Consider the following 14,459-nt stretch of genomic DNA (forward strand, 5'->3'; position numbering starts at 1 on the left):
CTACTTGCTTTGGTCGGCGTAGTCGCTCTTTTTTGATGTCTCACCCGGTTCTACATCCGTCAAAACGCCATTGCGGTGGTGCTGATAGTGATGGATCAAATCCCAGTGGCGTTGCGTCAGCTTCCCGCCGTCAATAATCGCCTTCAGCTCGGTGGTGCCATTATATTGATCAATCAGCTGCAACATCTTCAGCGACGGCGCGACCTGTTTCCTCAGCCAGCGGGTAATGTGTGCATAACTCAATGGTTCAGGATTGGTTGATAGTCGTAGCTTGTCGCGATAATTGCCGATGAAAGCATCCCAACGCGGATCTGTCGCCCACTGACTCTTCGCTTTGTGGCTCGGCGTCAAGAAGCGCAGATAACGGTTGATGATGCCGAACACAACTTTCTCTGGATCACGTTCTGCCAACAGATTCTTAATTGCCGCAGCGGCGCGTTTGCGGCGTAATCGGACCTCAAAGCGCGTCCGTATCGGCTGGTCTTCTATCGCAATCTCAGGGTGCTTCTGGTGTTGCTCAAAAGCCTTGTCGTAAATACAGAAGTAGACTTCACTTTGCGGCGATCCCAGGTACAAGGTTCTGCCTGATACCTCCCACTGCTTGGTGCGATTATCTCGGAAGCCATGAAAACGCGAGGTGAATTCATCGCGGTCACACTTCTCGATCAAGGTCGGCACATCGAGCAAACCGTTACGATCATTGATGGCGAGGTCAACGCGGGTGAAGTGACCGCCAAGGGCAATGCACGTCTCCAAGAAGTCGTACCAGGTGCGATCCTGCTGGCGCAAATACGATTCAACGTAACGGCAGCCTTGACCTTTCAACTCAATCATTGTGCCGCTATCTTCGCTTGGATCATAACCGTCTGCATTTGCATCTTGATATGGCGACAGCAGCACATCGATTTCACCACATTTGACGGTCGCCGCGTACCCGTATCGCGCGCCTTCCTTAAGATTGAAGTGATTCAGGTTGATCTGGAACAGTTCCGTCACTAGTTCTTCATAATCGTGCGACTTGAAGGTGACACCCAAATAATCAATACAAACGTCAATATTGTTCTGACCAGTCAACGATCTCATCGCTAACGTCAGCCGCAACCGCGCTTGTTGGTTGATTGGCTTATTTCCCGTCAGCAACTGGTTCAAATGTGACCGACTATAATCGGCAGTCGTCGCTAATTGGCCTTGAGTAATCTTGTGCATGCGCATCTCATCATGAAACTGGTTTAGCCAGTCAGTATTCGTCATCCCGCCGACCAAGTTCAAATCTTTCAGCATGTTAGCTCCTTTCGAAGCGACCTGACAGCAAAGTCGCCTTTCTGCTTACGCAAAGCGGCTTGCCACCGGCGCTTTCGTCCTACTTACGTGTATTTTGTCTCTAATATTTGCCCCCCTATTAGAGCCCGGGGGCTTATGGCGGCCGGCTAACGCCGACCGCCGCCGCTCGCGCTAGCGGCTTTCGCGCTGCACGCCGCGCACGGCGGCATACGTTGCAAGACCCTTCCGGAAGGTCTGTGAGAACTTTCGCTCTCACCATATACAGACGGTTTGTAGGACGCGATTTGAAATTGTAAACCGCGCTTTAACTGTTTCTTAAATATTTCAAAAAAAGATCTACTGAAAAAGTCGCAAAATTAGCCAATCACTATGGTGGCATCCTAATAAAGCACAAAAAATAATCCTCAAAGCGGCGAGCATTCTCACTTTAAGGGTTATTTCCGGGATATTTCCGTGATTGGATGGAGATGGGAAGTTAAGTAGTCTATTTTTAAAGCAGTCTCCCTTTATTATGGAGGTCTTCCTAAAGGATAAGATTCATGGTTCGACAAGATGAGGCAAAGTGCTGATAGTAAAATAGACTCTCATCATAGACCGGTGCAATATTTCCTGACATAACCAGTTCGTAAAGGAATAACTCTATGATCGAGGTTTCCATACAGGCCAATCACTATGAATAGAACTGTACTTATCTGAATTCTTAACGATAAAAGCAATGCTGTGACGAGCGCGTGTACTGGCTATATAATATTTAGTTGGCGCTGTAAGTGGTTTACCCAAAAGGAACTTGTCAAACTGTCCATTGGGCAAAATTACGATATCCTCTCTTGTGATTCCTTTTGAATCGCCATAGTTAATTACTTCTGAACAGAAATTTGGTAGCTTTTTGGCCTGCTTGCTATCATAAACTAGGTAAGTAGGACTATAAGCATGATGATATTCTGCTAGGTACTCCAACGGAAGAATAAACACGCCTTCATGTTCCGATTGGGATACTTCTCCGGAACCGGCCAGTAATTCGCCACTTGGATCAACGCTATTTGCAAAGTCTGCCAGTGCGCTGCCAAACCGACGCGTAACTTGTTTATACTGAACCTGCAACTTTCCCTTTTGCTCTAATATCTTGAAGAATTTATCAATATTTACGCCAGAAATAGCTGAGTTCTTATTATGCTCCTCGTGTGTTCGATAAGTAAATTGTTTTGGATCTCCGACCATGACTACGTCTATTCTGGAATCAATTAAGTGCCTAAGTATATCCATATCAGTACCGGTCAAATCTTGAACTTCATCAAAAAAAATAGTGGAGTATTGCTGCTCAAGCCGTCTGATAATCTTATCACCGGCCAACTCGAACAAAATATTCGCTAACACCACAGTTTCGTTATGTCTCAACATCCTCCCTTTTGACCAGAAGTATTGAAATGTCCCTTTCTTATATTTATTGAAGCGTCCATAAGTAGTACTGAAATCTATGCTCTGAAAGTAATTGATAACTACCGGTGAACCCGACTTCAATGCTTTGAAATATATGGACTGGTAGGGCCGTATAATCTCTTTTAGCAAAAATCCGAACCATGTTTCTACATTAACTTTGTCCGTTGGAACCTCATTATTGAGCTCTAATGTTTGCTTTTCAATGCTTGTTCGTCCCTTGTTAGTATACGTGATTAACAAACTTCTGCCTTCAGAAGATAGCGCATCCGAACAAATTGTGTAGGTTTTCCCTGCTCCGGCACAGGCAAGTATTCCACGATTTCCCATTAGATACATGCCTCAACTGCTTGAATGATATTAGCAGGATATGAGATTGCGGCGTTAGCTTCAAGTACACGCATCGACCAAAGCGACTTATGCGCAGTCATATATTTTTCAAGGGTGTCCGCAGTTATAGTATCAGAATCTTTTTTACCTTCAAAAACAACACTGATCAATTCTGGAAGAGTGCCATTCACCACGTTCGCATTCACCATACTTGGCTCAATAGTCTTAAGCGAGTGATTGCTTTCAACATAAAAGGAGAATAACGGATCATCTAAATATCCTGCATATTTACGACCAAGGGCTTCCTCATCTCCATCATTATCTGTGATTACAATCACTTTTTTCTCAATCAGTTTTGCAACGTCTAAGTATCGTTTAAAAGCCAACGAATCAACCACAATAACATCAACACCATTCTCAATCGGCAGCTTTTTACGCTCATGGATATACGCTGCGTTAAATAACAGCTCGTCGGTCGGCCCTTCGACCAATACCGGACAAGATGACAATAGCACTCGCAACGTATTATATCCCGGAAGCCGTTTGAAATACTCAATGTCATCTTTACTCAAAGCTGTCAGTGCTTCTATATTGCCTCCACCACATAATGCTAGATTATCAAGACCTAGTTTATTCGCCACAAAGCTACTATGTGTCGAAATAAACTTTTGTTTATTACTCCCTTGCTCCAAAATATTTATCAATTTTGACATATTTGGATATGATAGATTGTTCTCTGGTTCTTCAAACAGCAATATACCAGGTTGATCAGCTGATTTACCAACTGCAAGTTCCAGTTCGATCATCTTTTGAAGACCGAATCCAATATTATTAAACGGAAAATCATCGACACTAACGGTTATTTCCTGCAGCCAATCATCAGGTAAGCTTTCACGAACTGTTAACGCCACATTCTTCCCTGCCAAGTGTAGGTTTTCTTGATTATCCTCATTGAATTTTTTCAGAATACTGTGCTGCTTCAAGTTTTGCCTGATATTCTCATAAACAGTTCTTATCTGAGAAGATTCATTATCTGATAATAAACTTCCGATGGTAGAGTATATATACTTTCCAATATAGCTCGAATAACTCTTTCTAGTGCCATCAACAAAAAACACTTTAAATGGGTTGCTCCGTTGAATGACACTTTGCCCACTAAAGTAGGTTCTTTTGATTGAATAATATTCAATCGGAATATCTAACACTTGAAAACCTGCTTCTTCATCATCGGTAATTTCCAGACGATTCTGGTACTCTTTGCCATATTGTGTATCAAATGAGCATTCAAATCTAATTCCCGGACAATCAATATTCTGCGAATTCTCGGTTCCTTTCTGTAGAGCATATTCATCCTCATCCTTAAAATATATCTCAATAATTATTTTAGGAAGCGAAGCTTTGCCCGTACTCTTTAATTGATTGATGTATTCAGCTCTTATGTCATTAGAAAACATGTCGGGTGTTAATAACCGCTCAGCGTTTTGTCCATCAATCCTACCTGTAAGTGCTAAATATATTGACTCAAGAAGCGTTGTTTTCCCTGACCCATTATCTCCAACGAAAATATTATTTTCATTTTGAATCGAAAAATTTAACGATTGATATATCTTGTAGTTGCTAACAACAATTCTTTCGATGTTCATGTTGAGCTCCCTCAATCTTAGTTATTACTGCTTTGATTTTAGTGTGATGACAATCTTAGTCGTGATTTCTTGAATCGTATTAAGGTCAACCACAAACCATTCACGCGGCTTAACAATTCGTCCGTTAGCTGCGGTAATATCTACATCTAACTGGTATTCTGCTAAAGCATGATGCAGTGCAGTTTCCAGCGCTTCAGCTTTCAAGTTCACTACTTTGATCTCGCCGACAAGTCGTACTGGACCATATAGATAAGTTGACTCATTCTCAGCGTTGGCAATTCTTGCCTGCACCGATCCAGTAGTGAAGCCAACCTTGTACAACGGGTGCTTCGCTTGCATTCGCTTAATCTGAGGGTTGTCGCTCAAAGATTCCAGTATATATATGAACCCCGTCACATGGTCGTCACTTGTCAGTTCAATACCATGCTCAACTTCCGTAACAATCCTGCCTTGACGCCCATACAGAGATGAGGCAAGCCCATTTCGAGTCGGGTTGTTTTCGGTCCCGTTATCATAGATTACATGCATTCTTGCATCAGTTTTTCGCTGACTGTTGTCATTAAGCTCAACTTCTTCGCCAATCTCATCAATATACAGTAACTGTCCCTTAAGAACGTAGAAGTGCTTGCTCAGCAACTCGTAATTCTTGAACGGGCGAAGCTGCCGCTGACCAGAAGCAATTTCAGCCTGAACCTTGTGGAACATCGCTTCATACTGACTGAATTCCTTCATCGGCTTACGCTGAGAGATCACTTCCGGACGATTTTCTTGCTCACGCTGAATTTCGTTGAGCTTCTTGGTATCGAACAACTTGCTACCGGCAGCCTGCTGATCACTTTTCTTAAACAGAATGGAATCGTCGCTAAGAATATCATCCAACGATGAGAAATCCTGCTTTTCGTTTTTCACAATTTCATTCAACGCTGGGCCGTCTTCATGAACACTTAGTAACCCTGCAGTATCATACGGCATCAACAAATCCCGACGCTCAGGATCTTCACGGATACCTTTTAATCGGCTTGCCAACTTGCGCTGTTTCATCTGTGAGGGATCTCGCAGCTTCTGTGGCTCGTTACCGTCATGAGCAATCACCCAATCGGTAATCTCTTGAAATCCTTCTACCGTGGGGTCATAGCTTACGGGAGTATGTTTGAGTTTGCTAGCGAGCAAAGACGTTGCGTCCGGATCATTAAAAATGTCATCCAGCGACCGAATCAAGCTTTGATTATCCATTCTGCTGCCTCCGTGCCTGCATATCCCTTAATTTAGCAAGCGCATACGCCATCTTCACCTCAAGCTCGTCGCGGCTTCCTTTATATGGTTCCCTACCATTATCAGCGATGAATTGCTTAGTCTGATTGTACAGGTAGACGAGTTCAGCTTCATCGAAGTCAAACTTCTTAGCGTCAATAGAACGCTGAATTGCCCGCAAAACGTCACTGTCAATATTCTGTGACAGCACTTCATATGCGCGTTGGAACGGATTGATGGAATCAATTAAATTGATATCTAACTCATCAACGTTGATGAACTTATCAGCCATTCGTAAGAACTCGTTGGTATTACCGTGCTTGTCCGTAGTTTGATCCACGACTGCATGCCGCAGCGCGGTGTCTGCTACCGCGTATTGACGGACTTCTTCGACTTCCTCATTATTTAGGCGTGGGTAGCGGGTCATAATGACTTTAGGAATCAGTACCTTGTTCATCGTCTCAGCGTCTACATTAGCCGCAATACCATTCTTCACTGCGTTATCTTGCAGGATAGCCGCCTTCAGATCAGGCATGTCATTCTCAATGATGCTACGGACAGCCCTGGTCGATGGATCTTTCAGTCCTCGGACAAAGATATCACCACCATTGCCGGAAGACTTGTCCGTCTTATGCTTACGTGCTTTCAGATGAATCTCTGGCGCCAGTACTTGTTCCATCAAAAGTGAGGCAGTAATCGCCTTAAGAATCGAGTTGACCGCATATTGAACGTCACCGTCTTTGGCATCCGGCTGTTCAATCATGTTCGTAAACTGCGCATGCGTCTTATTGGAGCTATCACGCGTAACCCGGCCAATGATCTGCACAATTTCCGTTAATGAACGGCGATAGCCAATGGTCAATGCTTGTTCAGCCCACGGCCAGTCAAAGCCTTCTTTGGCCATGCCTAACGCAATCAGGATGTCCAACTGATCAGCCTGCTTCATCTTACGTAAGTATTCTTGAACCTTGTCGCGGCCTTCTTCATTGACTAGGTCAGCAACCTTCAACAAACGTCCATCCACATGGCTCTTGAGCGTGTATATTCCCGTCTCATCGTCCTGCGACTCAACCGTGCCAATGGTATCAAATATAGCGTCAACCTCATTGTACTTGTCCTTGGTTGATTCACTTGAATTAACACTAGGAATGTGAATGATGGTCTTCTTAGACACGTCTACCGCTTTATCCAAAGCCGTGAGATACGAGCCTTGATAGAACTTGTAATCAATGCCAAATGACTTCAAGTATTTGTAGCCGTCCAATTGTTCATAATAAGTGTAATTAACCTTATCAAACTGCTGCTCATCTTCCGGCGTTAGGATTGGCGACGAATCGCCACGGAAATAAGACCCCGTCATTGCAAGTATATGTGCCGTTGAGTTATGCATAATGTTCTTCAGCGCACCACCAAGGACAGAGCTGTCTTCAGAAGAAACGTGGTGAAATTCATCAATCGCCAACATTACGTTGTCGAACTTATGATCATCATCGACTTTCTCATACGCAAAACGCAGCGTGGCGTGTGTACAAATGAGAATGGTAGCCGTATCGTCGTTCATGAAATCAATGAATTTCTGAACTTTGCCCGCATCCCCACCATTTAGAGTAAGATCATACTGCGAATCTACTGACCAATCTTCATAGAAACCAAACTTAGCTAACTCGGTGTGTTGGAAAGACTTCCCAATCGAGCGTTCGGGAACGGCAACAATAACCTTTCGGACACCTTGATTAGCCAACTTATCCAGCGCAACAAACATCAAAGCCCGTGACTTACCAGAAGCTGGTGGCGCCTTAACCAAAATGTACTGTGAACTGCGATGTTGATAGACTCGTGCCTGCATCTCGCGCATGCCTAGTTCATTCGTATTCGTACTTTTTCCAGTTTGATGGTAATTAACGTCTACCACATTTTTATTTATCAAGAGACTGCACCTTCTTTTCATACATATTTAGTAGCGTAGCCAACCGATCGTTATTATCAGTGAAGTCTGTTTTTCTGTATGCTCTATCAACAACTTGGTCCAAATTTTGGTGCAGCTTTTGGAGAGCTTCTCTCATTGGTTTAGGGTTTTTGTCTGCCAAGGGAGATCCATACTGCTCAGCAAGAGTGCCTCCATCTTCCTCACGCATATCCAATATTTGAAATACAATTTCTTCCATTTCTTTTTTTCGCCGTGATGAAATTTCGGGGACGGGGAAGGTATTGTAAACCAAACTAGCTGAATATCTATAATCATTCTTGAGCTTTCCTCCAATGTTACGCAGCCAAACCATATGCATTCGAGACTCCAAAAGTCCTAACAGCCATACCGAAGCATCATAGACGGCAATCCCAGAATCAGAAATAACGGAGTCAGAGTCTACGTAACCCATCGGAACATAGTATCGATTTCCTGATGAAACACGAGGTATTATGATGGCGGGTCTATCTTTCCAACGTATTTCGCCAAACAGCTCAGAACTTGCAGCCAATCGTTTTGTAGCTAACCTATTACTCGACAGACGATATTCTCTAACTTTCGAAATTCTGCTCATAATGAAGTCATTGTTTAGATATTTCTGGTCTGCACCATACAGCCAAATACAGTATCGATTAATACTATTTAGGAATTCTTGCGAACCCACGAATCTCTTAATGTAGCGTTTAGTATCCCGAGAAAGATTACGAAACTCTTTTTCATCCAGGATCAAGTTGCCATCGTCATTTGGCATGCTTCCAAACGCCATCTTAGGTAGTCCAAATATTTGCTTAGAACTTTTTTTTACAGTCTCGTCATTTCCTTCAACCAAGTAGGGAGAAATATGCTCCACAACTGAAATTCTATTGTCGGAAAATAATTTATGGTCAACGCTTGTTTGTCCTTTCGATACCAGTCCAACAATAATTACCGTTACCCCAGCATTTTTTTTTGCATTATTTTTCCACATAAAAGATGTGTATGCAAAAGATATTTCCAACTCATACGAAAACAACATCGGCCACAATACGCCTACTTGTTCACCCTGACAAATAGAATTTGTTGTTACAAAAGCCAACTGACACTTAGTCTTGGAAATGAATTCTCCACCCTTTACGAACCACCCAGAAATGTAATCTAAAGAATTAATTCCAGAAACGGTTCCCATCAATTCCCTTATATCATTTTTCTGATCTGCTCCTTGCTTTCTTGCGCCCAAATATGGAGGATTTCCAAAAAGATATGCTTCTTCATCCTGTGATAACGGCATAATACTATTCCAATTTTCTCGTAATGCATTACCATGATAAATATCGCCCGCATGTTGCAGTGGTAACGTTGGACGAACAGCATCACTAATCTGCTCGTGCAATTTAACATTCATCTGATGTTCTGCAATCCACAACGACAACCGCGTCACATCACACGCAAAGTCATCAATTTCAATTCCGTAGAACTGATCAAGCGTAACTGATGGAACGTACATCGTCGAAACACCAATATTGTTAAGTTCAATGAGAATATCAATTTCAAGCTGCCGCAATTCTTTGTATGTGATAATCAAGAAATTCCCTGAACCACAGGCCGGGTCCATGAACTTGATCTTGCCAATGCGGTCATATAGCTGCTGCAACTGATTCTCATTACCTTTTGCTGCTTCAAAGTCTTCACGTAATCCGTCCAAGAACAGCGGCTTGATAACCTTCATAATATTCGGCACAGAAGTATAGTGCATACCTAAATGGCTACGACTGTCTTCACTGGCAACCGCCTGAATCATCGAGCCAAGGATATCAGGGTTAATCTGATCCCATTTGAGCAGCTCCCCAGCTTCAATAATGAGCTTCCGAGACTTGGCGCTAAAGTGTAAGGATTCATGCCGATCTTTGAACAAGTCGCCGTCAACATACGGGAAGTCGTTCAACCAACTAGGAGTATCGACTGGCCGTTGACCTTTCTCAAAGTCCAGCACGCCAAAGAGACTACGGATGAATTGGTCAAAATTGCTACCGTCATCAGCAGTCATCTGCTTAACTCGATTAGTGAACAAGTCATGTTCAAAGATATTGGTATCTTCAGCAAACAGACAGAACAGAATACGAATCAGAAATAGGTTCAATCCTTTGCGTGTTGCATCCGGGTTATCTTTAACAACGACATCGTATAGCTTTGCAAACCGTTCAGCCGCCCGAACATCAGCAGGGTTTTCCTTATCGAAATCAGCCTTTTCAATGCCGTTCCATGCAAGAAAGAAGTCAAAGTATTGTGGCAACTTCGCAAATTCAATATCAAGTGTCTCGTTAGTCTTTGTATCCTTGGCTAGCAAATGCTGGTAATCCGTAACCAGAAGATAACGCGGCTTGGAACCAAGTTCGTCGACCCGTTCTTGCAAGTCGGCATAGTCTTGCATTAAATCGCCAGTGCCTTCTCTGAAGTACAACTTGTTTTTCAAATAGACCGCACCCGCTTCTTTTGCAAGGTTGTTCATGCCTTTGCGTAGCTTGGTAACGGTTGCTCTGGGAATATCGTAAACGCCCAGAAAATCATAGATAAACTCGGAGTGATCAGATTTGTTCACGATTTCTTGAATTTGATCTTCGTACTCGGTGATTGCCATTTTGCTCCCCCTACGCGGTGTTCTTAAGCTAATTATCTAATAGAATATAGCAAGCTACAAGAAGGTATTAAATAATGTATAGCGTTTTCTCAAATGGCTACAAAAATCCCCGCCAACTCAGCCCTCATTCGGCCCAAACTTGGCGGGGATTTTGGCGGGGAACGTAACAATTTCCCCGCCAATCGTATCCTTTGTATCTCCCGAAAACGCCGTTAAATCAACATTCCGGGTTCAATTAACATGTACCTTTTATTCCCACTCAATCGTTGCCGGTGGCTTAGAAGTAATATCATACACAACGCGATTAACGTGCTTCACTTCATTAACAATCCGACTCGAGATCTCCTGTAATACATCCCAGTCAATCCGGGCAAAGTCGGCGGTCATGCCGTCGATTGAGGTAATGGCGCGGATGCCGATGGTGTAGTCGTAGGTGCGACCGTCGCCCATTACACCCACGGAACGGAAGCCTGGCAACACCGTAAAATATTGCCAAATATCCTTATCCAACCCGTGCTTAGCGATTTCTTCCCGTAAAATATAGTCGGAGTCGCGCACGATCTCCAGTTTATCTTCAGTCACCTCACCGATAACCCGGATGCCGAGGCCTGGGCCTGGGAATGGTTGGCGCCAGACGAGTGAATGTGGCATACCCAGTTTTTCGCCGAGTTCGCGGACTTCATCTTTGAAGAGTTTGTTTAGTGGTTCGATTAGTTTGAATTTGAGGTCTTCTGGTAGGCCGCCGACGTTATGGTGGGACTTGATTGTTTGCGCGGTATCGGTTCCGGATTCAACCACATCGGTGTATAGCGTACCTTGGGCGAGGAATTCGATGCCGTTGAGTTTGGCAGCTTCTTCGTTGAATACCTCAATGAAGTCGCGGCCGATGATTTTCCGTTTCTTTTCTGGGTCAGTGACGCCTTTTAGGTCATTGAGGAAGCGGTCTTTGGCGTTAACTTTGATGATGTTGAGGCCAAATTTACCTTTGAGGCTGTCCATGACTTGTTCTGCTTCGCCTTTTCGCAGCAGGCCGTGATCAACGAAGATGCTGGTTAGCTGGGTGCCGATTGCTTTGTGTAGCAAAACGCCGACAACGGAAGAGTCAACCCCGCCGGAGAGGCCAAGAAGGACGCGCTTGTCACCGACTTCGGCCCGGATTTTGGCGATTTGTTTGGTGATGAAGTCGTCCATGCTCCAGTTGGCTTCGGCGTGGCAGACGTCGAAGGCAAAATGGTGCAGAATTTCGTGGCCGTATTGAGTGTTTTGCACTTCGGCGTGGAACTGAATGCCGTAGAATTTACGGTCATCGTCGTCCATCGCACTGATTGGGCAGTTGACGCTGGTGGCCGTGGTGCGGAAGCCATCCGGAACGCGGGTGACTAAATCGCCGTGACTCATCCAGACAGTCTGGTCTTTTGGCAGATCGTGGAAGAGTTTGGCGCTGGCATCGGTGACTTCGATGTCGGCCTTGCCGTATTCGCGGTTGTCTGCCGGTTCGACATCACCACCGAGTCGTTGAGCCATCAGCTGCATACCATAACACACGCCTAGAATCGGAATGCCAAGTTTGAAAATGTCCTCATCAACCCCGAGCGCACCTTCGTCATAGACACTGTTCGGACCACCAGAGAAGATAATTCCCTTAGGCGCGATTTCCTTGACTTCAGCCGCTGTGATGGTATGAGGCTTTAATTCAGAGTAGATACCAAATTCCCGGATACGCCGGGTGATTAACTGATTATACTGACTACCATAATCGAGGACGATGATCTTGTCGTAATCCTTGTTCTGGTCATTTGCCACAGTCCGCCACACTCCCTTGTTTGAATGCACTAATTTTACAGAGTTTTCATAAGCTGGTCAATCATGGGTGAGAAGCCTCTCATCTGAGTAAAACTGTCAAGTGACAGTCTCACCAGTCTAACTGATTTCAAGCTTTCACACATGTACCCCTCAGTTTCTGAAAACCAACCAAGGCTCTATTTTACCATTTTCTCAACGAAACCTGGTCAATTTTATGTCCTTTTGTTTTATGCAAAATGACGTCGGCCCGATTCTTTGTGGGCAAGATATATTCCTTGAGGTTCTTGAGATTGACATCATGCCAGACCTGCCGCGCCATGGCAAATGCATCAGCCCGATTGCCAATGGCGTATTGATAGTAGTAATTGCTTGGATCGGTGAAGGCCGTGTCCAGCAGAATCCCGAAACGTTCCAGGTACCACTGCTCAATTAACACCGGATCCGCATCAACATAAATGGAAAAGTCGAAATAGTCACTGACATAAATCGGCTGCTTGCTTGGCAGCTGCAAGACGTTAATCCCTTCCACAATCAGGATATCCGGCCGGTCAATGACTTCATATTCATTTGGAACAATATCATAAATCTGATGGCTATATTTTGGCGCTCGAACCACCCCGCTCGCATTTTTGACGTTGTTCATAAAATGAATGAGCAGTTCCATGTCATAGCTTTCCGGAAAACCCTTGCGATCCAGAATCCCGCGGCGTTCAAGTTCCGCGTTGGGATATAAAAAGCCATCCGTGGTAATTTGTTGAACCCGTTTATCCGGATAAGCCCGACTCAACAGCAATTGCAGCAGTCGTGCGGTGGTGCTTTTTCCGACTGCCACCGAACCGGCAATGCCGATGATAAACGGTGTGTGCGGATTGCGCTGCATGCCCAGAAAACGGCTCAGGGTAAACATATCGCCCTGGTAGTCCTCATAGCGAATGTGAATCAAGTGGCGTAATGGTGAATAGATGGTTTTGACATCATCGAGGCTGATTTCATCATTCAGTGAGCGTAATTGCGCCAGCTCGGCATCGGTCACGCTGGTAAAATTTTGCGAATGAAACTGTGACCATTCTGCCCGATCAAACTTGTAGAAATTCATTTCGGATTGCATAACTTACCGTGTCCTTGCGTTTAATGTTCTTATTTTAGCATAGAAACGCGTCCATGTTTGGTTAACCGCGAAAACGCGTTCATCCGATGAAAAGGCATGTGCAAAGGCCCTTGATCGCAATGGCAAATGCTGCCGATCACGCCCAAAAATATTGACATACCGTTTCCTATTTGGCGTCGTTTGTGATCTTCGCAACTGCGGTTTCCTTACGTTTTTCTTAACTGCCGTTTATCTTGACAGTTTCAGAATAATTGTTCACAATCAAACCAACGAAGCGCTGTCATGAACTTAACAAGCCGGCTGGAGGTGCTGCCCATGATCGAGTTCTTGCTGGAACTCTTCTCCGATATTATCTTTGAGTTTTTACTGGCCCCCATCTTTATGCCAGAATTTGATTTGACCGCATCGCCTAAATTTAACGGTTTTCGCATGGTGCTCACTTCGCTTATCGATGGTGGGATTACCGCAGCTGGGGCTTGGTTATTGATTGAAAGCCTCACCGCGGACCCGATTTCAATCATGATCGTCTTTGTTGCGGCTGTGCTCTTGCTGGCCGGGCTCTTCATGTGGTACCGGGTTAGCATCAGATTTTTCAACTATCGCCGCGCGTTAGTTAAAGAACGGGCAGAAAAGATAGCGGCCGAAAAACCGTATCAAGAACTTTAAGGTTGTCCCCCGCTACAAGGTCCATTTTCAAAAGGAGGTGAACGGCATCATGCGTCAGATCCTGAGCTTTCTCGGTTCGATTTTGATCGCCATTTTTCTTGTTCCCACCTTTCGCCGCAATCCCCGTCCATTTTGGTATTGGACGTGGTACATACTGCTGGTCATTTTCTGTGTTAGTGTCACAGCCTTTGCATTGTGGTTGCTGGTTCTTACCCAACTTCGGGCCACAAAAGGTACCATTGTGTTGGTCGGCCTGTTACTGGTTGTCCTTATGCCGGTATTTTTGATTCGGGCAACATTGCGGTTTCGCGATTATCGCAGGCGGGCCAAGCAATAATTGGCATACAAAAAGCGCTCTGGTAT

At 44.5% G+C, this 14,459-nt stretch carries 10 protein-coding genes; 2 read left to right on the plus strand and 8 right to left on the minus strand.

Annotated elements, in window-relative coordinates; translation table 11 throughout:
• The 8 genes from EL173_RS10110 to coaA all read right to left on the minus strand — a co-directional run bounded on the left by EL173_RS10110 (nucleotide 1) and on the right by coaA (nucleotide 13,430).
• On the minus strand, nucleotides 1-1,281 hold the full coding sequence (locus EL173_RS10110; RefSeq protein ID WP_019728388.1) for a replication initiation factor domain-containing protein: 1,281 nt from the start codon (nucleotides 1,279-1,281) through the stop codon (nucleotides 1-3).
• Between the two features lie 639 nt (nucleotides 1,282-1,920).
• Nucleotides 1,921-3,045: a UvrD-helicase domain-containing protein gene (locus EL173_RS10115; RefSeq protein WP_019728389.1), complete on the minus strand. Its 1,125-nt coding sequence runs from the start codon at nucleotides 3,043-3,045 to the stop codon at nucleotides 1,921-1,923.
• Nucleotides 3,045-4,688, minus strand: coding sequence for an ATP-dependent nuclease (locus EL173_RS10120; RefSeq protein ID WP_019728390.1), 1,644 nt, complete (start codon nucleotides 4,686-4,688; stop codon nucleotides 3,045-3,047). The genes EL173_RS10115 and EL173_RS10120 overlap by 1 nt, the downstream gene beginning before the upstream one ends.
• Nucleotides 4,689-4,712: 24 nt before the next feature.
• Nucleotides 4,713-5,921, minus strand: a complete 1,209-nt coding sequence (locus EL173_RS10125; protein WP_019728391.1) for a GIY-YIG nuclease family protein — start codon at nucleotides 5,919-5,921, stop codon at nucleotides 4,713-4,715.
• The gene (locus EL173_RS10130; protein WP_370742377.1) at nucleotides 5,914-7,887 is read right to left on the minus strand and encodes a DEAD/DEAH box helicase; all 1,974 of its coding nucleotides are present in this window, start codon (nucleotides 7,885-7,887) and stop codon (nucleotides 5,914-5,916) included. Before EL173_RS10130 ends, EL173_RS10125 begins: the two co-directional genes overlap by 8 nt.
• A complete protein-coding gene (locus EL173_RS10135; protein ID WP_019728393.1) occupies nucleotides 7,856-10,519 on the minus strand; it encodes a class I SAM-dependent DNA methyltransferase in 2,664 nt (887 codons plus the stop codon). Before EL173_RS10135 ends, EL173_RS10130 begins: the two co-directional genes overlap by 32 nt.
• Nucleotides 10,520-10,768: 249 nt before the next feature.
• Nucleotides 10,769-12,322 (minus strand): glutamine-hydrolyzing GMP synthase, encoded by a 1,554-nt coding sequence (guaA, locus tag EL173_RS10140; RefSeq protein ID WP_005692914.1) that lies wholly within the window; start codon nucleotides 12,320-12,322, stop codon nucleotides 10,769-10,771.
• 181 nt (nucleotides 12,323-12,503) lie between these two features.
• Nucleotides 12,504-13,430 carry a type I pantothenate kinase gene (gene coaA, locus EL173_RS10145; protein ID WP_005687330.1) on the minus strand — a complete coding sequence of 309 codons (927 nt, stop codon included), beginning with the start codon at nucleotides 13,428-13,430 and terminating at the stop codon, nucleotides 12,504-12,506.
• Nucleotides 13,431-13,745: 315 nt separating this feature from the next.
• Between coaA and EL173_RS10150 the strand changes: the two genes are divergently transcribed.
• Together EL173_RS10150 and EL173_RS10155 are read left to right on the plus strand one after the other, a co-directional pair.
• The gene (locus tag EL173_RS10150) at nucleotides 13,746-14,096 is read left to right on the plus strand and encodes a hypothetical protein (RefSeq protein ID WP_014571444.1); all 351 of its coding nucleotides are present in this window, start codon (nucleotides 13,746-13,748) and stop codon (nucleotides 14,094-14,096) included.
• Between the two features lie 49 nt (nucleotides 14,097-14,145).
• Nucleotides 14,146-14,433: a hypothetical protein gene (locus tag EL173_RS10155; protein ID WP_005692912.1), complete on the plus strand. Its 288-nt coding sequence runs from the start codon at nucleotides 14,146-14,148 to the stop codon at nucleotides 14,431-14,433.
• Nucleotides 14,434-14,459: the final 26 nt, after the last annotated feature.

The organism is Lacticaseibacillus rhamnosus, from assembly GCF_900636965.1.
GTDB classification, from domain to species: Bacteria; Bacillota; Bacilli; order Lactobacillales; family Lactobacillaceae; genus Lacticaseibacillus; species Lacticaseibacillus rhamnosus.

What these genes read in the sequence shown, in the direction of transcription:
- EL173_RS10155 (WP_005692912.1), top strand. Translation starts at nt 14,146, where the DNA reads ATGCGTCAGATCCTGAGCTTTCTCGGTTCGATTTTGATCGCCATTTTT.
- EL173_RS10115 (WP_019728389.1), bottom strand. Translation starts at nt 3,045, where the DNA reads ATGGGAAATCGTGGAATACTTGCCTGTGCCGGAGCAGGGAAAACCTAC.
- EL173_RS10130 (WP_370742377.1), bottom strand. Translation starts at nt 7,887, where the DNA reads ATGAAAAGAAGGTGCAGTCTCTTGATAAATAAAAATGTGGTAGACGTT.
- EL173_RS10150 (WP_014571444.1), top strand. Translation starts at nt 13,746, where the DNA reads ATGATCGAGTTCTTGCTGGAACTCTTCTCCGATATTATCTTTGAGTTT.
- EL173_RS10110 (WP_019728388.1), bottom strand. Translation starts at nt 1,281, where the DNA reads ATGCTGAAAGATTTGAACTTGGTCGGCGGGATGACGAATACTGACTGG.
- EL173_RS10120 (WP_019728390.1), bottom strand. Translation starts at nt 4,688, where the DNA reads ATGAACATCGAAAGAATTGTTGTTAGCAACTACAAGATATATCAATCG.
- EL173_RS10135 (WP_019728393.1), bottom strand. Translation starts at nt 10,519, where the DNA reads ATGGCAATCACCGAGTACGAAGATCAAATTCAAGAAATCGTGAACAAA.
- coaA (WP_005687330.1), bottom strand. Translation starts at nt 13,430, where the DNA reads ATGCAATCCGAAATGAATTTCTACAAGTTTGATCGGGCAGAATGGTCA.
- EL173_RS10125 (WP_019728391.1), bottom strand. Translation starts at nt 5,921, where the DNA reads ATGGATAATCAAAGCTTGATTCGGTCGCTGGATGACATTTTTAATGAT.